The sequence below is a fragment of the Mesorhizobium sp. WSM4848 genome, from assembly GCF_055811375.1.
Genome location: NZ_JBVVPX010000017.1, coordinates 91,965 through 108,691, shown reverse-complemented (window position 1 = coordinate 108,691; position 16,727 = coordinate 91,965). Strand labels below are relative to the sequence as shown.

Annotated in this window: 20 protein-coding genes and 1 tRNA gene; 13 read left to right on the top strand and 8 right to left on the bottom strand. The window is 62.3% G+C overall.

Going from position 1 to position 16,727, the window contains the following annotated elements; genetic code table 11:
- Positions 1–9: 9 nt before the first annotated feature.
- From AC0L16_RS17455 to AC0L16_RS17420, 8 genes are all read left to right on the top strand, one after another.
- A complete protein-coding gene (locus AC0L16_RS17455; RefSeq protein WP_473622180.1) occupies positions 10–1,341 on the top strand; it encodes a hypothetical protein in 1,332 nt (443 codons plus the stop codon).
- 79 nt (positions 1,342–1,420) lie between these two features.
- Positions 1,421–1,726, top strand: a complete 306-nt coding sequence (locus tag AC0L16_RS17450) for a hypothetical protein (RefSeq protein WP_156768556.1) — start codon at positions 1,421–1,423, stop codon at positions 1,724–1,726.
- 24 nt (positions 1,727–1,750) lie between these two features.
- A complete protein-coding gene (locus tag AC0L16_RS17445; protein WP_473622178.1) occupies positions 1,751–2,845 on the top strand; it encodes a HigA family addiction module antitoxin in 1,095 nt (364 codons plus the stop codon).
- 269 nt (positions 2,846–3,114) lie between these two features.
- Entirely contained in the window at positions 3,115–3,501 is a 387-nt protein-coding gene (locus tag AC0L16_RS17440) for a hypothetical protein (protein WP_473622177.1), read from the top strand.
- A complete protein-coding gene (locus AC0L16_RS17435; RefSeq protein ID WP_156768557.1) occupies positions 3,498–3,647 on the top strand; it encodes an RES domain-containing protein in 150 nt (49 codons plus the stop codon). Before AC0L16_RS17440 ends, AC0L16_RS17435 begins: the two co-directional genes overlap by 4 nt.
- A 419-nt stretch (positions 3,648–4,066) precedes the next feature.
- Positions 4,067–4,321 carry a helix-turn-helix transcriptional regulator gene (locus tag AC0L16_RS17430; RefSeq protein ID WP_473622176.1) on the top strand — a complete coding sequence of 85 codons (255 nt, stop codon included), beginning with the start codon at positions 4,067–4,069 and terminating at the stop codon, positions 4,319–4,321.
- Positions 4,322–4,381: 60 nt separating this feature from the next.
- Positions 4,382–4,633: a helix-turn-helix domain-containing protein gene (locus AC0L16_RS17425; protein ID WP_473622175.1), complete on the top strand. Its 252-nt coding sequence runs from the start codon at positions 4,382–4,384 to the stop codon at positions 4,631–4,633.
- Positions 4,633–5,817 carry a tyrosine-type recombinase/integrase gene (locus AC0L16_RS17420; RefSeq protein WP_473622174.1) on the top strand — a complete coding sequence of 395 codons (1,185 nt, stop codon included), beginning with the start codon at positions 4,633–4,635 and terminating at the stop codon, positions 5,815–5,817. Before AC0L16_RS17425 ends, AC0L16_RS17420 begins: the two co-directional genes overlap by 1 nt.
- Positions 5,818–5,941: 124 nt before the next feature.
- Here AC0L16_RS17420 and AC0L16_RS17415 read toward each other — a convergent pair.
- Positions 5,942–6,017 (bottom strand) — tRNA-Ile (locus tag AC0L16_RS17415).
- 239 nt (positions 6,018–6,256) lie between these two features.
- Here AC0L16_RS17415 and AC0L16_RS17410 point away from each other — a divergent pair.
- The gene (locus tag AC0L16_RS17410; RefSeq protein ID WP_473622173.1) at positions 6,257–6,967 is read left to right on the top strand and encodes an SIMPL domain-containing protein; all 711 of its coding nucleotides are present in this window, start codon (positions 6,257–6,259) and stop codon (positions 6,965–6,967) included.
- 214 nt (positions 6,968–7,181) lie between these two features.
- Here AC0L16_RS17410 and AC0L16_RS17405 read toward each other — a convergent pair whose 3' ends face one another.
- Positions 7,182–7,544: a hypothetical protein gene (locus AC0L16_RS17405; RefSeq protein ID WP_473622172.1), complete on the bottom strand. Its 363-nt coding sequence runs from the start codon at positions 7,542–7,544 to the stop codon at positions 7,182–7,184.
- 258 nt (positions 7,545–7,802) lie between these two features.
- Positions 7,803–8,249 (bottom strand): YcgN family cysteine cluster protein, encoded by a 447-nt coding sequence (locus AC0L16_RS17400; protein WP_473622203.1) that lies wholly within the window; start codon positions 8,247–8,249, stop codon positions 7,803–7,805.
- 211 nt (positions 8,250–8,460) lie between these two features.
- On the opposite strand from AC0L16_RS17400, the gene AC0L16_RS17395 reads away from it, so the two are divergent.
- Positions 8,461–10,518, top strand: coding sequence for an OmpA family protein (locus tag AC0L16_RS17395; protein ID WP_473622170.1), 2,058 nt, complete (start codon positions 8,461–8,463; stop codon positions 10,516–10,518).
- Positions 10,519–10,809: 291 nt separating this feature from the next.
- Here AC0L16_RS17395 and AC0L16_RS17390 read toward each other — a convergent pair whose 3' ends face one another.
- The gene (locus AC0L16_RS17390; protein WP_473622169.1) at positions 10,810–11,676 is read right to left on the bottom strand and encodes an SDR family oxidoreductase; all 867 of its coding nucleotides are present in this window, start codon (positions 11,674–11,676) and stop codon (positions 10,810–10,812) included.
- 164 nt (positions 11,677–11,840) lie between these two features.
- Between AC0L16_RS17390 and AC0L16_RS17385 the strand changes: the two genes are divergently transcribed.
- Together AC0L16_RS17385 and AC0L16_RS17380 are read left to right on the top strand one after the other, a co-directional pair.
- Positions 11,841–12,107, top strand: a complete 267-nt coding sequence (locus tag AC0L16_RS17385) for a type II toxin-antitoxin system VapB family antitoxin (RefSeq protein ID WP_473622168.1) — start codon at positions 11,841–11,843, stop codon at positions 12,105–12,107.
- A complete protein-coding gene (locus tag AC0L16_RS17380; protein ID WP_473622166.1) occupies positions 12,104–12,493 on the top strand; it encodes a type II toxin-antitoxin system VapC family toxin in 390 nt (129 codons plus the stop codon). The genes AC0L16_RS17385 and AC0L16_RS17380 overlap by 4 nt, the downstream gene beginning before the upstream one ends.
- Positions 12,494–12,500: 7 nt before the next feature.
- Here the strand turns inward: AC0L16_RS17380 and AC0L16_RS17375 are convergent, their stop codons facing one another.
- Positions 12,501–13,151 carry a helix-turn-helix transcriptional regulator gene (locus tag AC0L16_RS17375; protein ID WP_473622165.1) on the bottom strand — a complete coding sequence of 217 codons (651 nt, stop codon included), beginning with the start codon at positions 13,149–13,151 and terminating at the stop codon, positions 12,501–12,503.
- Positions 13,152–13,159: 8 nt separating this feature from the next.
- Complete coding sequence (locus tag AC0L16_RS17370) at positions 13,160–14,032, bottom strand: S1C family serine protease (RefSeq protein ID WP_473622164.1); 873 nt, start codon at positions 14,030–14,032, stop codon at positions 13,160–13,162.
- A 270-nt stretch (positions 14,033–14,302) separates the two neighbouring features.
- On the opposite strand from AC0L16_RS17370, the gene AC0L16_RS17365 reads away from it, so the two are divergent.
- Positions 14,303–15,250 carry a S1C family serine protease gene (locus tag AC0L16_RS17365; RefSeq protein WP_473622162.1) on the top strand — a complete coding sequence of 316 codons (948 nt, stop codon included), beginning with the start codon at positions 14,303–14,305 and terminating at the stop codon, positions 15,248–15,250.
- A gap of 3 nt (positions 15,251–15,253) precedes the next feature.
- On the opposite strand, the gene AC0L16_RS17360 is transcribed toward AC0L16_RS17365, so the two are convergent.
- Complete coding sequence (locus AC0L16_RS17360) at positions 15,254–16,165, bottom strand: arginase family protein (protein ID WP_473622161.1); 912 nt, start codon at positions 16,163–16,165, stop codon at positions 15,254–15,256.
- 111 nt (positions 16,166–16,276) lie between these two features.
- The gene (locus tag AC0L16_RS17355) at positions 16,277–16,699 is read right to left on the bottom strand and encodes a VOC family protein (RefSeq protein ID WP_473622160.1); all 423 of its coding nucleotides are present in this window, start codon (positions 16,697–16,699) and stop codon (positions 16,277–16,279) included.
- Positions 16,700–16,727: the final 28 nt, after the last annotated feature.

The window sequence follows — 16,727 nt, the reverse complement described above, 5'->3', positions numbered from 1 at the left end:
GGTGCCGAGATGATGCGGTCGGCCCTGCTGCTTCTGATGCGCATGACCACCGACCTGACGGTGGCCATCCCTGGCGGCTTCAACGAACTCGCGGAAGGTCTGGCCCAGGTCGCGCGGGACCATGCGTGGGAGCGCGCGCCGGCATTCGCAACCGTGCCAGTGGCCGAAGAGGGCTACGCAGCAATCCTGTCAGTCGGAGGCGAAGCGTCAGCTGCGTTGCCGTTGACGGTCATCACAAGCAATGGGTGGCTCGCTCGAGTCGGTTCGGGCTCAATGGGCATCTCGCAGCTTTGCAACCAGTGGAATCCAGTGGGCGCGCTTGCGGCCGCCTCGCTTGGAGCGGGCGAGGTCTTCAAGCGGCTGCTGCGCCTCAAGCCCGAACACGGACAGCTTCTCGATGGTATCAGCTTCTCGCTTTGGGATTACGGATTGACCAACGATCCCGGCCCTCACCTGCCGACCGAGATGGAGACGGACGTTCTCGTCGCCGGCGCTGGCGCCATTGGCAACGGTGTGATTCACCTGCTCTCGCAGTTGCAGTTGAAGGGACGGCGACGGGTCCTGGACGTGCAAACGTACGGAGATGAGAACTGGGGCACCTGCCTGCGGCTGACGCCGACCGCTGCGGCGGCCCGCGACCCGAAGGCCACCTACCTGTCGACGACCTGGGGCCAGGGGGTGGAGCCGGTTGTCGGGAGGATCGAAGACGCCGAGGCGGACGCGGACTGGCGGGCGCCAAAGGTCGTCCTCAGCGGGTTTGACAACGTCGAGGCCCGGTACGCGGTCCAGGATCTGTGGCCGGACCTCGTGATCGATGGCGCCATTGGGCCTAGGCTCGAGTGCCAGGCCAGCGCGCATCCGTGGAGCGGTGAGATCGCCTGCCTTCGCTGCATTTTCGAATTGGAGCATGGGGATCGGGCAGAGAATGTGCAACGGAGGCTCACCGGCCTCTCGGTCGCGGCACTTCGGCAAGCGAGCCGGGCTCTGTCCCGACAGGACGTCGCAGACGCTGAGCCCGAAAAGCGGGATTGGCTGCTCGGCCAGATCGGCAAGCCGATCTGCTCGGTGTTCGAGGCAGCGCGGCAGTTTGCGGGTGGCGAGATATCGGCTGGCTTTCGACCATCGGTGCCCTTCGTGGCGACCATGAGCGCATGCATGATGGTCACCGAGCTGGTTCGCTACCTCACGACAGGCGATGTTGGTGTCCAGCCGCGCTTCTTCTTCAGTGTTCTGTGGGGGCCGCAACAAGGCGCCCATTACCCTGAGGACCGTCACGACGAATGCCAATGCAGCACGCGCGCCCACCTCATTCAGCGGGTCAGGGCAGGAAGGCGGTACTAAGCCGGCGGCAGACTTGTAGTTTGCCGCTGGCGAGTGTTTCCTGACAGAAAACGATTCGACGCGGTTTTGGGCGGCAACTGTGGAGATTTCATTCTCTGATGCTCGATTGTGCACCATCTTCAACAGCATCGATCGCCTTAGCGAGCGGTACGGGAAGAACGTTGCTCAGTCGATTGCGGTTCGAATGGCGGTGCTGGCCGGCGCCCCTGCGCTGTCGCATATCCCGCGAAAGCCGCCCATCGGCCTCAAGTGGAACGGACAATCTTTCACGGTCGATCTGCGCGACAACCGCCGTCTTCGTTTTGAGCCAGCTACTCCAAGAATCCGACAAACGCCCGAAGCAGAGGACGTCACTCGCATCACAATCCTGGGAGTTGAACCTTGAAGCACCTGTCCTCGTTGCGTCGCCATGCCTGACACGAGGTATGGCTACCAGCCCGACTACGCAGTCCCGCCAGGGTCACTGATTGAAGAGCAACTGAGCGGCCTCGATATATCGGCTCGAGAACTTGCCCGTCGTTGTGGCCGTTCGCCGAAGCTCATCGCGGAGATCATCTCCGGGAAGGCTCCGATCGAACCCGAAACCGCGCTTCAACTCGAACGTGTGCTGGAAACATCGGCCGCGATCTGGCTGGGGATGGAGGCCAACTATCGCCTATTCCTCGCTCGGTCGAAGGAAGAAGCCGGTCTGGCGAAGCACATCAATTGGGCCAAGCAGTTCCCGCTGGCCGAACTCTCGAAGCGAGGCCTGCTCTCGCTCGAGAAACAACCTGCCGCTCAGGTGCGTGAGCTGCTGCGGTTCTTCGGTTGCGGAAGCGTGGAGGCGTGCCAGGAACGCTTCGACGAACTCAGCGCCGTGGCCTACCGGCACTCCCCTTCCTTCGAAAGCGCAGAGGCCTCGCTGCTGGCGTGGCTTCGTATCGGTGACCTGAGAGCCGAACAGATTGAAGCGGCGGACTTTGACAGGACTGCCTTTCTCGCAGCGCTGAAGGAGATCCGAGGATTCACAACCGAATCGATCGAAGTCTTTCTTCCGGACGTGAAGCGACTCTGTGCATCGGCCGGCGTAGTATTCGTTCTTGAGCGCTCGTTGTCAAAGGTAGCCTTGAGCGGCGTCTCGCGTTGGTTGTCCCCGCGCCGTGCGTTGATTCAACAGACGGCTCGCCATCTCTCGAATGATCATTTCTGGTTCACGTTCTTTCATGAGTGCGCTCATTTGCTCCTCCATAGTCGGAAGTCGATCTTTCTCGACGGGAAGGGACTATCGAATGTTGCCGCGGAGCTGGAAGCGCAGGCAGACGACTGGGCATCTGAGTTCCTCGTTCCCGCTCAAGCGCTAACGCGATTTATCACAAGGTTCACCTACGACGAGGACGAAGTAGTGGAGTTTGCTGCTCGTCAGGGCATCGATCCAGGGATCGTTGTCGGACAACTGCAATACCGCAAGGTCCTGAGCTTCTCTCAAATGAACCACTTGAAGCAAAGGTACGAGTGGACGAACTAGGTTTTCTGAGGGCAACGAGTTGGCGTAAACGAACTGTGTCCTCTTTGGCGCAAAGGGTACCACCTCCGCCAGTTGCTCGCATATCCGCTTCTGGGTGGCGGCAGTGTTAAGTTCAACGACCGAGATGCTGCGCATTGCTGCCGTTAGGTAGCAACCGCTAAGAGGATGGGAAGGACAAGCAGTGCGCTGGAAAGGCGTCAGGCTCTGTTCACTTGCTATGCCTAGGAATGTGCATATATTGTGCGTATGAGAGAGGTCGGAGATTTGTCATGGCCCACGCACAGCTCGCACAATCGAAAGTGGTCTCAGGTTTTGTCGACAGCCTGCAGGAGCCGCGCACACCCTATATCTCGCCGAAGCGTCTGTCGCAGGCGCTGGGCGTGAAGGTGGCCAACCTGGCGCAGTTGACCGGCGTCCACCGCAACACGCTCCGTAATCCGTCATCGGAGCGACTGCAGGGCCGGATGCGCGAGATGGTCAAGGTGATCTCTGCCGCGATGGAGCTCACCGGCGACGTCGACAAAGCGATCTACTGGTATCGCAACGAACCGATCGCCGACTATGACCATCGCACGGCGGCCGAGCTCGTCGCCGACGGCCAGGTCGAAGCAGTCCTGGCCTTCATCCGGGATCTCGAGAATGGAGCGCGCGGGTGAAAGTTACCCGCGTCGGGCCGGACGAAATCTTCCGTCGCTATCTGACACCCAAATGGGCCTTCCTGCCCACCAGTGGTGCCGGCGCGGCGGTCGACGGCGGTCGTTTCAACAGGCCAGGTGTCGAAGCGCTCTATCTTTGGACTTAGTCGTCTCGGGCACTTGGACGCGGGGCTACCGCGCGGCCGATCGCGGCGCGGCGCCATCATCGATTTCGATCGGCTGATCGAGCGGTCTTCAATATGGAGGCATATTGGTTTCGGCCCATAACAATGCTGTGGCGGCGGTGTTCGCCGGCCCTCGATAACGGCTCAAGTTTCCACGCTAAAGGAGGCGGCGAATGCGGGGCGAGTAATGCATTGCGGAGCCGTCGGCCGATAGCCTCCTGCCGTGATCCACCCGTTCACACGTTACCGCCAGTTTACGCCGAACGAACTTAGTCATGCCGCTTCCGCCTAAGGCCCTTTCCTTCTAAGTCGGCACGACCACTCGCTAGGAACGGCAAGGAGGATGCGGCTTTGTGCTTCGACACCAATACGCCAGGCACCTCAGAGGCGAGACAGCGCCCATGAAGAGTGATGCAATCTCATATCCCCCACGAGGTCTAACTCGTGAGGAAGCAGCTCGCTACATCGGTGTCGGAACAACGCTTTTTGATGAAATGGTTGCCGATGGGCGTATGCCGAAGCCCAAGCGCATCAACAGCCGCGCTGTTTGGGATCGTATGGCCCTCGACATAGCTTTCACCTCGTTGCCGGATAAAGGTAGCGGTCTTCAAGAACTACTGGAAAGAAGCAAACGGGACAGAGAAAGAAGAAAATAAATACGCTCGTTGCGTATATGCCGCAGGCGTAGTATGGAGATTGCCTGCGAAAGGCATGACATGGACGAGAATGAGAAACTGGCACAAGAAGTCAAAGCCTGGCGGGCCAAGGAAGGGCTCACTGCTGAAGCCGCGGCCAAGGTGCTGGGAATACCGAAGCGCACCTTTGAAGGCATCGAGCAAGGCAGAGGGTTCCCTTACCCGGTGCTCCTGCGCGTTGCCATGGAAAGCAAGGCCGTTTCGCATGATCCGATTCATGAGAAGGTGCATGGTGGTGGGCAACTCCAGCAGAAGCCTCGAAAGAGCGCTTGATGGCTAAACATCCTGACTACCCTGGGGCTTCTTCTCGCGTCGTCAACGGCAAGGAGTACTGGCGCTTTCGTGCAAATCGCCATGCTCGGCAGATCGCCTTGCCCGGACAGCCGGGCGACGAAGCGTTTGAAGCCTGCTACCGACGTGCCGTCGAAGGTTGCATAGGCAAGTCGGAAATCATTGACATGCCGGGACGTGTCCTGCCGCGTTCGTTTGGGCACGCAGCACGGCGACTCGAAACCACGATGGAGTGGGCTGACTTCGATCCGGCTACCCAAGCCAAGAACAGCAACTTGATAGAGCGCTTCCTGAATATGCCTGTCGACCCCGAACATGTGCTGACATGGCGCGATGTGCCGGTTGAATACATGGATGCCGACAGGCTTCGCACGATCATCGAAGGTATCTTTAAGACAAACCGCACCGTCGCCAAACACATGCTGGTAGCCGTCAAAAAGCTCCTCTGGGTGGCTATCGAAGTCGAGAAATGGATAAAGCCGCAGGATGATCCATCGTTGTCGATCCGTGTGCGCATACCAAAATCGACCAAGAACCCGGCTTGGCCAATTGCGATCCGAGATAGGTATGAAGAGAGACATCCGATCGGTACACCCGCTCGGACCTGCTATGCGCTGGGTTTCTGGCTCGGCAACCGACGAGGGGACATCGCTGATCTTGAATGGGATGATCTGGTGACTGAAGAGATCGAACTGTTCGATGGTTCCTTGGCATTGATCGAGGCGTTTGCCTTCCGACAGAAGAAGAATCGTAACCGCCATGGCGGGAGGGAGATGTTCATTCCCGTGGTGGACAAGCTGGCGGCAGCGCTTGACCCACTTGACCGCTCGAAGGGTGGAACCGTCTTGAAGAACGGCTATGGCAACCCGTTTTCAGAGAAGAGCCTGACAGGCATGATGCAGCATTGGGCCCGGCAGGCTGACATTCCTGACGGCTATACGCTTCATGGCCTGCGCCGCACCTTCGGCACCTACCTCGCCGAATGCAACATCCAGGCACGCGCTATAATGGAAGCGATGGGACATTCTTCCATGACGGTCACGGACGATTACGTGCGCGAGGCTAACAAAAAAAGAATTGCAGTCGACATTGCGATGGCGATCAACCAGCGTGAGGAAAAGCGCGATCAGATGAAGCGGCGGGCGACTTTGCGGGTCGTGCGGTGAGCCAGAACCTCGAAGCGATTTATGAAAGCGGCTTTCGTCGCTTCTTCCTCGCCGTGCGTGCCGTGGGCAAAGCGTGGGCAAAGCGTGGGCAAAAGCCGATTTTTTGCAATAAAGACAATGGTCATGGTGGGCCCGGAGGGACTCGAACCCCCAACCAAGCGGTTATGAGCCGCCGGCTCTAACCATTGAGCTACAGGCCCCACACGCGGCTGGATTAATGTTTTTCCCCGAATCGCACAAGGCTTTCCGGATGGGCTGGCCGAAATCGTCCAAATCAGCCCATATTCAAGCATTAGAGCGACGTGCGTCCACTTAGACGCGCAAAAATACGCTCTAACGCTTTGAATCTACGCATCGTGCTTCCCGAAATCGATTCCGATTCTTGGGCCAATGCGGTAGTCGACAGGCGCGACTGGATCGCAGACCGAGGAGTTTTTTTATGACCAGACATCTTTTGCCCTTGGCGCTCGCCGCCGCAATCGCTTTTCCGGCGATCGCCGGCGCGGCCGATTCGCCGCCGCCGCCCCGCATCGTCGTCACTGGCGAAGGCGAAGCGACCGCGGCCCCCGATCTGGCGCTGCTGACGCTCAGCGTCATGCGCGAGGCCAAGACCGCGCGTGCCGCGCTCGATGCCAACAACGACGCCATGGCTTCGGTGATCGCCGCAATGAAGTCGGCCGGCATCAAGGAGCGCGACCTGCAGACAGCCGGCATCCAGATCAGCCCGCGCTACAATTATACCAACAAGCCGGACGGCAGCCAGGAGGCCGAACTCATCGCCTACCAGGTGACCAACACGCTTTCGGTGCGCATCCGCGACATCGACAAGACAGGCGAGATTCTCGACAGGGCGGTATCGCTCGGCGTCAACCAGGGCGGCGGCATCTCGTTCTCCAACGAGGATCCAACGGCAACTGTCACCGAAGCCCGCAAGAAGGCGGTCGCCGACGCCATGGCCAAGGCCAAGACGCTGGCTGAAGCTGCCGGGGTCAGCATCGGGCGGGTGCTGGAAATCACCGACCAGAACGTCGCGCCGCCGCCGATACCGATGAACGCCAAGGCCTTTGATGCGGCCCGCGAATCGGGTCCGGTGCAGGCTGGCGAGAATTCCTACACGGTGCAGGTCACCGTCACTTTCGAGTTGAAGTGACCGCCACCGGAACCGGTTCGGCCTTGTTGCGGCAACATTGAAAAAACCCCGGAGGACTGGTCCTCCGGGGTTTTTTCGAGCCGCACCCTTCTTCCCAGCGGAAAGGGGCTCTACTACACCGGACTGACCTTCGCAGAAGGTCATGTCCCAGGCCGACCTTCGCAGAAGATCATACTACCAAGCGGGCCGTTGCCGATAGACAACGTGCGAACGCTTACCGGTAGAGGACCGGGCAGCCGCGCTCATTGGCGAACACGACCAGGACGCGGTCGCCATACTGGCGGCCCGCTACTTTCACGGTGCGGCGGCTGACGTCGACGATACGGGCGCGGCGCAGACCCATGCGCTCTGCCTTGCCGAGGGCACGGTAAGGCGAGCAGGACCGGCGCCAGTCGCGTTCGCGGCGGCGTTCGCGGTAGTAACTATCGTCATCGCCGCTATAGACGCCGACGCGCGGATCGTCGTTGTTGCCGAAGCCGAGATAGATGCTGTCTGCATGGGCTGTGGCGGGGATGGCGGCAAGCGTGCCGAGGCCGATAAGCGCCGAAAGGGCCGCCGTCTTGATCGTGTTGAACATGTCTTCTCTCCTTGTTCAGGGCTTCCGCCCGCCTTTGATCGAACCAATCATGTCTTGGTCGAACCGATGGCGAGGAGAATGCGCTTGCGTATCTGAACTTTTTACGAACCGGCCGTTCATTTCGGGTTCATGTTGCAGCAACAAGCAATTGCGCAGTCTTCTCGGCTTCCCGGTTCTGAACAATCCGGTCGGTTCTGAACCATTCGGGTGGAAAAACGCGCTGTCGGGCAGCCGGTTCCTGGTCCCGAAGGCCCGTCGCTAGGGCTCGTCGTCCAGCATGTGCTCGAAATACTCGTCCGGCTCGGCAAGATCGGTCTCGCTGGCGCTGACCCGGCCCCGCATGGAGATGCCGGCGTCATGCACCGTCTCGGCACTGCCTGACACCAGCCTGTGCCACCAGTAGAGATCGTGACCCTCGGCGACCAGCCGATAGGCGCAGGTTTTGGGCAGCCAACTGATGGTGCGCACATTCTGCGGCGTCAGACCGACGCAGTCCGGGACGCGCGCCAGCCGGTTGGCATAATCGGAGCAGCGACAAGTTTCGGCGTCGAACAGCCGGCAGCCGACGCTCGTCCAGTAAATCGCGCCGGTGTCTTCGTCCTCGAGCTTCGACAGGCAGCATTTGCCGCAGCCGTCGCAAAGCGATTCCCACTCGGCCGGGGTCATCGCCTCGAGCGTCTTGGTTTTCCAGAACGGCGTTTCCATCGACGGGATGTGGCCCCCGCCGGCGTCAAGGTCAAGCACCGCGGCGACGCAAACCCGGCCGGCACCATAAGCCGGCACCATAGGAATGACACGAAGTCGCCTTCAAAACGCCGGCCAATCGCCGTTCGTGGCCGTTAATGCCTGCTAACCGGAACCAATCCGGTTGATGAGCAGTTTGGGCCGGGATGGGACGCCAAAAGGAGGATTTCTAATGAAACGCCAACCACGGATTCTGGCAGGCACGGCACTTGGCCTGCTGATGGCGTCCGCGCCGTTGGGCGCATTCCCGCTGCAGGGCGGCGCCGCGTTCGGCCCACTGCAGCGTACCGCAACGCCCTTGATCCTGGCGCAATCGAATTGCCCCGAAGGCGAGTCGGCGGAAGGCTGCGCAGAGCAGGCGGAACCGGAGCAGAAGCCTCGCAAGAAGCGCGAGCGGCAGGCTGAATCGGCTCCCACGGAGCAGGCCGCGCCTTCCGGGGACGAGCAGGGCAATCAACGCAGGAAGAAGCGCGAGCAGCAACAGCAGACCGAATCAGCCCCTGCCGAACAGGCCGCCCCGGCCGAAGAGCAAAAACCGCGCAGAAAAAAGCGCGACCAACAGCAGACCGAATCAGCCCCGGCCGAACAGGCCGCCCCGGCCGAAGAGCAAAAACCGCGCAGGAAGAAGCGCGACCAACAGCAGATCGAAGCAGCGCCAACCGAACAGGCCGCGCCCGCCGAAGAGCAAAAACCGCGCAGGAAGAAGCGCGACCAGCAACAGCAGATCGAAACGGCACCTTCCGAAGAGCCTGCCGGACAGGCGGCGCAAGGCGAGAAGACCGCACCTGCAAATGACAACGAGCAGGTCAAGCCGCGCAAGAAGCGGAACCAGGATCAGCAGATCGAGGCTGCGCCAGCCGAACAGGACACGCCCGCCGGCGAGCAGGCCGAGCCGCTTCCGACCGACCAGCAAACGGCTCCCGCTGAGGGCGAAAAGCCCCGGGAGCAGGCTAAGGACCGTCGCAAGAAGCCTATCGGCGAACAGCCGGTGACGGGAGAGCAGCCGACAACCGGCGAGCAGCCCGCCGAGGACCAACAGGCCGCGCCCGCCGCAGGGGAAGGTCCGGCCCAGGGCGAGGCTCCCGTGTTCGACAGCCAGAAGGATGCCAGGCGCAAGCGCAAGGGCGGCAGGGACAACGCGCAAGAGACGGGCGGCCAGGACGCGGGTGGTCAGCCCACCCAGCAGGACGGCGAGCAGGCGGAAGCCCCGAAGCCGGCTCCGGTCGACCAGGGACCGCCGCCCACCGACGACAGGACGGCCCAGCAGGCGATCAAGCTTGAGAAGATGGTTCCGGTGACGGAGGAAAAGGGCAAACGCGTTGAGCGTGTGCCTGACGTCGAGGACATTCGCCGCCGTCCGCGTCCGCAAGGGGTCGACGTCGTCAGGGAACTCGGCGACCGCGTTATCCTCCAGTTCAACAACCAGACGATCGTGGAAAGCGACGATACGCCGCGCATGCGCCGTGGCGCGCGGAACGTCTACTATGAGGAGCTGTCGGGCGATCGCACCCGGGAAATCGTCGAGCGTGACAACGGAATCCAGATCGTCACCATCCGCAACCGCTACGGCGACGTCATCCAGCGTTCGCGCATCGCGCCCGACGGACGCGAATATGTGCTGAGCTATGTCGACGAGCGGTACTATGAGGACGATGGCTACTGGCGCGATCCAGGTGACGCCCTGCCGCCGATTCGGATCGACATTCCGCGCGAGGAGTACATTCTGGATTCCGAAGAGGTCGAGGATCCGGACGACTACTATGCCTTCCTCGAACAGCCGCCGGTGGAGAGGGTGCAGCGCCTTTACTCGATCGACGAGGTCAAGCGCTCGGCCCGTGTGCGCGACATCGCCCGCCGCATCGACCTCGACACGCTGAACTTCGAATTCGGTTCAGCCTCGATCCCCGACACCGAGGTGCAGAAACTGGAAGGCGTCGCCAGCGCCATGGAGAAGCTGCTGGAGAAGAATCCGGCGGAAACCTTCCTGATCGAAGGCCATACCGATGCCGTCGGCAAGCCGGAGGCGAACCTCGCTCTGTCCGACCGTCGCGCAGAAGCTGTCGCCGAAGCCCTGACCAATGCCTTCAGCATCCCTCCGGAAAACCTGACGACACAGGGCTATGGCGAGGAGTATCTCAAGGTCGATACGTCGGAGCCTGAGCGCGAGAACCGTCGCGTCGCCATCCGCCGCATTACCTCGCTGGTGGCGCCGGTCGCCAGCGCGAATTAACTAGCAGTTCCAGAAACCTGAACTGGTTTCTGGAATCTATGCGGGAAGACGTAGCCCACCCCGGTTTCACCGGGATGGGCAATTTCCGGCAATGAGCCGAGGTTGAAGGAGAATATAAGTCGCGATTTTAGCCAGGCATTGAATCGCGAGGTCGTCCACCCCAGATTCTGGCTAGGGCTTCCCTGCCCTGTCCCGACTCCAGCGGGACACATGAGCCCCGCCGGTACCCCCTCGCCGGCGGGGTTTTTGTTTCCGGCTTCGGTTGGGAAACGAGGCCTATGCCGGTGCCAGTCAGTAGATATTTCTCACGTTGGTTTTCGAATTCGCAAACACCTCGTCGGGCACGAAGAAGTCACCGGCGAGCGGGCCTGTCGCATCAGGCGCATAGATCGAGAAATCGCTGACGCCCTCGGCGCGCAGCACCTCCTCGTCGATGTAGAAATTGCCGGTCGCTTCGCGCGACGGCCTGAGCAGGATCGCATGCGCGGCATCGGCCATGATATCGGGCGAACGGCTCATCGCCGCCACTGTCGCCCCGCCCAGAAGATTGCGCACCGCTGCCGTATCGATCGTCGAGATCGGCCACAGCGAGTTGACGGCGATGCCGTCCCTGGCGAACTCCGCGCTCATGCCCAGCGTGCACATCGACATGCCGAATTTGGCCATCGTATAGGCGACATGGTTCTTGAACCATTTGGCCTTCATGTCGAGCGGCGGCGCCAGATTCAAGATGTGAGGATTGTCAGCCAACTTCAGGTGCGGAATGCACATTTTGGAAACCAGGAACGTGCCGCGGGTGTTGATCTGGTGCATCAGGTCGTAGCGCTTCATGTCGGTTTCCAGCGTGCCGGTGAGTTGGATGGCGCTGGCATTGTTGATGCAGATGTCGATGCCGCCGAATTTTTCGACGGTCCTGGCGACCGCCTCGGCCACCTGCTCCTCCTCGCGTATGTCGCACAGCATCGGCAATGCCTTGCCGCCGGCCTGCTCGATCTCCTCAGCCGCCGTGTAGATCGTGCCCGGCAGCTTCGGGTGCGGCTCGGCGGTCTTGGCCGCGATCGTCACATTGGCGCCGTCGCGCGCGGCGCGCAGCGCGATCGCCAGCCCGATGCCGCGCGACCCGCCGGAGATGAACAGCGTCTTTCCCTTGAGCGACATGTCTTGCGCCTCCGTTGCAAATCTGTTGGTCGCGATCCTTGCCCGCGCCGTCGCAGGATACAAGAGCGCGAGCATCGAGAGATGGTGACGCTGCGGCGCCACCACGAATCCATGGACTCAACGGCGCAGTAGTATATATTCTATAAAAAGAGGTGGAATATAGAATGGCGCTGTCGATCAAGAACACGGAAGTCGAGCAATTGGCGCGGGAACTTGCCCGCCGCCGTCGCGTGTCGGTGACGGAAGCGATCCGTCAAAGCCTCGAGCGCGAAGTTGCGCGCGAGCGGCTTGTGCCGCGCGACGGGGCCGACGACCTTTTTGAGCGCCTGATGGCAATCGCCGAAAGAGCCGCGCAGGTACCGAAACGCCAAGATGCGATGACCGAAGATGAGATCCTCGGCTATGACGAACTTGGAATCCCGACGCGATGATCATCGACTCCTCTGTCCTTGTCGCTATTTTGCGTACGGAACCAGGCTATGATCGTTTCGTGCTGGCGATTGCTCAGGCTGAGAGACGGCTGCTCGCGGCTCCGACCCTGCTTGAGACGACGACGGTGCTGGTCGGCCGCTGGCAGGACCAGATCGTCGACCGCTTCGAAGCCTTTTTGCGCACCGCTTCGATCGAGACGATTCCTTTTACGGCCGACCACGCCGCTGTGGCCCGTCAGGCCTTCCTGCGCTATGGCAAGGGCCGGCATCCGGCCGCTCTCAACTTCGGCGACTGCATCTCCTATGCCACGGCCCGTCTCGAAGCCATGCCACTGCTGTTCAAGGGCGACGATTTCCGGCTGACCGATATCGAACCGGCTGTGTAGTCCACCGTCAGACCAGCACCAGGCCTTGCCGCATGGCGATGGCGATCGCGTCGGTTCGGTTGGCCGCACCTAGCTTGATCAGGATGGCCGCGACGTGGAACTTCGCCGTGTGCACGGAAATGTTCAAGCGCCGGGCGATCACCTTGTTGGGCGCGCCTTCGGCCAAGAGCGCCAGCACTTCGCTCTCGCGCGGCGAAAGCGCCGGCCGGCCGGCGCTGTCGTCGACCGGCTCCTCGTCGGAGAGGTCGTCGTCATGGAAGGCGAAATCGTCATGCCGATCGGACAAGGGGCGGGCCTGGCCCGAGATCCGATAGCCAGCCGCCGCCAGTCGCGCGGCGGCGGCGATCAGCAGATCGTCCGCTGCCGCCGGCAGCACGGCAAACACGGTATCGGCCGGCCGCCGCCGGCTCGCTCGTTGTGACAGGAGCACCCGAGGTATCGCGGGATCGTTGGCCCCGCCTGCCAGGCCCCCACTTTCCAGGAAAACGTCATCGACGATCGCGACATCCGCTCTGTCGGCGCTATTGCTGCTGCCGGCCACAATCGGCAGCAGATCGCCGGTCCCGGCAAGGGCGGCGGACAGGTGCTCGGCGCGCACGACGTCATCGAGCGCGATCAGCACCGTCAGCCGCCGCCCCGTGATCCCGTGACTTGCCATCGATCTTCTCAGTTCAGCGGCTTTTCGCCGATGGTCAGCACGACGTCGCGCCGTTCGCCGCCGCGCACCACGCCGAGCGTCACCGACGCGCCGGCGCTGTCCGGCCCGAGCCTGCGGATCAGCTCGCGCGGGCCATGCACGGCCTCGCCGTTCCAAGACGTGATGATGTCGCCAAGATGCAGGCCGGCCGCCTTCGCCGGGCCATTGTCGTCGAGGCTCATCACCATCGCGCCCTGCGTATCGCCGTTGCGGATTGGATGCAGGCCGGCGCCGAGATAGCCGCGCGCGACATGGCCCTTCTCGCGCAGCGTCGCCACCGCCCGTTCGATCGTCTCGTAAGGTATGACCAGCGCCCGCTGGCGCGGCCCGAACAGCAGCATGCCGATCAGCGCGCCCTTGGCGTCGAGCACCGGGCCGCCCTCGAAACGGCCGCCGGCAGTGATGGCCAGATTGATGCGCCGGTCGATCATGCCGCCGCGCATCGAGCGCCACGCCGGACCGACCTCACCAACCGTTCCAAATGCAGCGAGCGACGCACCGTCGCTATTGCCGACGGCAATGGCCAGATGGCCCGGCCGCACCGTGCCTGCCTTGGCCAGCGGCGGCACGTCAGGCGCGCCGGCCGGCTTCAGAAGGGCGATTCCGGTGGATGGATCGCGGCCGACCAGCTCAGCCCCCACCTTGTCGCCTGAAGAAAGCGTCAGCTCGATCGCCTCGCCGGCCTCCACCGCCTCCTCGGCAGCGACAAAATAGCCGTCGCGCCAATGGAAGGCGGTCGCGGTGCGATGCTGATGCGTGGCGAAGCTCGCCGCAGCCGGCGCCACTGCGGCGGCGATATCGGCGATGGCGTCGGAAAATGCGCTCAGATTGAAGTCGCTCATGTCGGTCTCCTGGGTCTTTTTCGCATCGGCCCGAAAATCGGAATCGATTTTCGCAAAGCACGATGCGAGAACTCAAAGTCTTAGAGCGTACTTCGAGCGTCCATTGGATGCTCGTCGCTCTACCCCAGATATCGCTCGGCACCGCGTTGGCGGGTACTCGCCTGACGGCTAGTTGGGCGCTGGACTGGCCATCTGGTCAGGTCGCGGCCGATCCGGCCGCTCCGCACATATAGGCATCCCTTTTCTTGCTCTAAAGACACGGAGCCTGCCATGTCCCTCCCCGCCCAGCAATTGCAGTTCGACGATGCGCTGCTCGACGATTATTCGGCAACGGTCGCTGATGCCGTGGACCGCATCGGTCCTGCCGTCTGCCGCATCGAGCGCATCGGTGGCGCCGGCGGCCAAGGCTCCGGCTTCGTCCTCACGCCGGACGGCCTGGTCGTCACCAACTTCCACGTCGTCGGCGATGCCCGAACCGTCCGTGTTACGATGCCCGACGGCGTCTCCAGAGAAGGCCGTGTTCTCGGCCGCGACCCCGACACCGACATCGCGCTGGTGCGTGCCGACGGCAGCTTTGCCGATATTGCACCGCTCGGCGATTCCAAGCGCCTGCGGCGCGGCCAGATCGCCATTGCCATCGGCAACCCGCTCGGCTTCGAATGGACCGTCACATCAGGTGTCGTCTCGGCGCTCGGCCGCTCGATGCGTGCCTCCACCGGCCGGCTGATCGACGATGTCATCCAGACCGATGCAGCGCTCAACCCCGGCAATTCCGGTGGACCGCTGGTGTCGTCGGCGGGCGAGGTCATCGGCGTCAACACCGCGATGATCCATGGCGCGCAAGGCATCGCCTTCGCTGTTGCCTCCAACACCGCCAATTTCGTCATTTCCGAGATCATCCGCTTCGGCCGGGTGCGGCGCGCCTTCATCGGCGTCTCGGCCGATACGACAAACCTGCCGCGCCGCGCCGCCCTTCTGTCGCAAGTGTCGAGCAGCACGGCGGTGCGCCTGCGCAGCGTCGAGGCGAACAGCCCGGCGGCCAAGGCCGGGCTCAGGGAAGGCGACGTCATCGCCGCCATCGACGGGTGCCCGATCACCGGCGTCGACGATCTGGTGCGCCTGCTCGATGCCGAGCGCATCGGTCGCGAAACACTGTGCACGGTGGTGCGCCGCTCCGGCATTACTCAGGTCACGGTGATGCCGAAGGCGCGGGCCTGACAACTAACGCGGCGCAAACATCTGGCCAAGCAGCGAAACCAGCAGCACTGCCAGCTCGCCGGTCGGATCGAGGTCCGGATCGAAAATCGTCATGTCCATTCCAGTGCCGCGTGGATCCGCCACCAGCGCCGCGAGGATGGCGACGAGATCGTCGGGATCGATGCCGGGACTGCCTGGTGAATCCACCGCCGGCATCACGGTCTGATCGAGCGCATCGACGTCGAAATGCACCCAATGGGGCCAGCCGGTTCGCGCCAGCGTGGTCCAGGTCTTTTCCAGGACCTTTGCCACGCCAAGCTCCCGCACGGCAAAGACATCGATCAGCGTCATCGCGGTCAAATTGATGTCGGGCCAGGCGAAGTCGGGGCCGCGGTTCTCGCGTTCGCCGATCTGAATCACCTGTTCGTCCGCAACAAGCGGGCTCGCGATCTCAGGCCAGTCGGTCAGCAACGGCTCACCACGTCCGGTGGCGAGCGCAAGGTCCATGCCGGCGGCCGAGCCGAGTGAAGCATCGACGTCGTAATTGCCCGGATGGCGGAAATCGCTGTGGCCATCGACATGGACCAGTGCCAGCGGACCAGATCGCCGTGCGCCAGCCAGCGCGCCAAGCAGGACCGCGCAGTCGCCGCCGACGACCAGCGGGAACTCGCCTCGTCTCAGCGCGCCGGCAACCACTTCGGCGAGTCCGAGATTGAAGCTGCGTATTGCATTTCCGTTGCGCAGCCGGGTGCCCGGCTGTGGCTCTGTGCTATAGGCGGGCCGATCAAGATCAACCACTTTGAGGGGCGCAAGTGTCTCGATCAGGCCGGCTTCGGTCAACGCCTGCGGCGCACGCCACGTCCCCGGTAGATGACCCGGCCTCAGCGGGCGGAGGCCAAGGTTTGAGGGTGCGCGGACAAGGCAGATTTCACGCATGGAATGGGCTCAGGCTGATGAGCTCAGCTTAGACCGCAAAGACGTGGTCGGCCACGCGGCTGGAGGCTTCAGGTGATATCTACAGACAATTCCTGCCAGCCGCTATCCCGCTCAGCCCGCCGCGCCTTCTACAAACTGCTCCAGAAGCTCCGCGCTCGGCGGGATCGGCTTGATCACGTCGATCAGCACGCCATTGGGGTCTTTTGTGATGAAATGACGCTGGCCGAAGGGTTCGTCGCGCAAGGAACGCAGGATCGGCAGGCCGGCGGCCAGGATCCGTTCGTAGACCGCGTCCGGATCCTTGACCTCGAAATTGATCAACAGCCCCGACGTTCGGCCACGCCCCTCCTCAGGTATCGTCTCGTGGTCGCCTTGGACGATGCCGAGATTGACCCGGCGATCCTCGGTCGACTGCAGATGCACATACCAGTCGCTCGCAAACAGCGGCTTGAAACGGAAGTGCTTGATATAGAAGGCCTTCGTGCCGGCAACGTCGCCCGTCATAAGCACCGGGTAATAGCTTGTCGTCTTCATCTTTCCTTCTCCCATCAAATAACATACA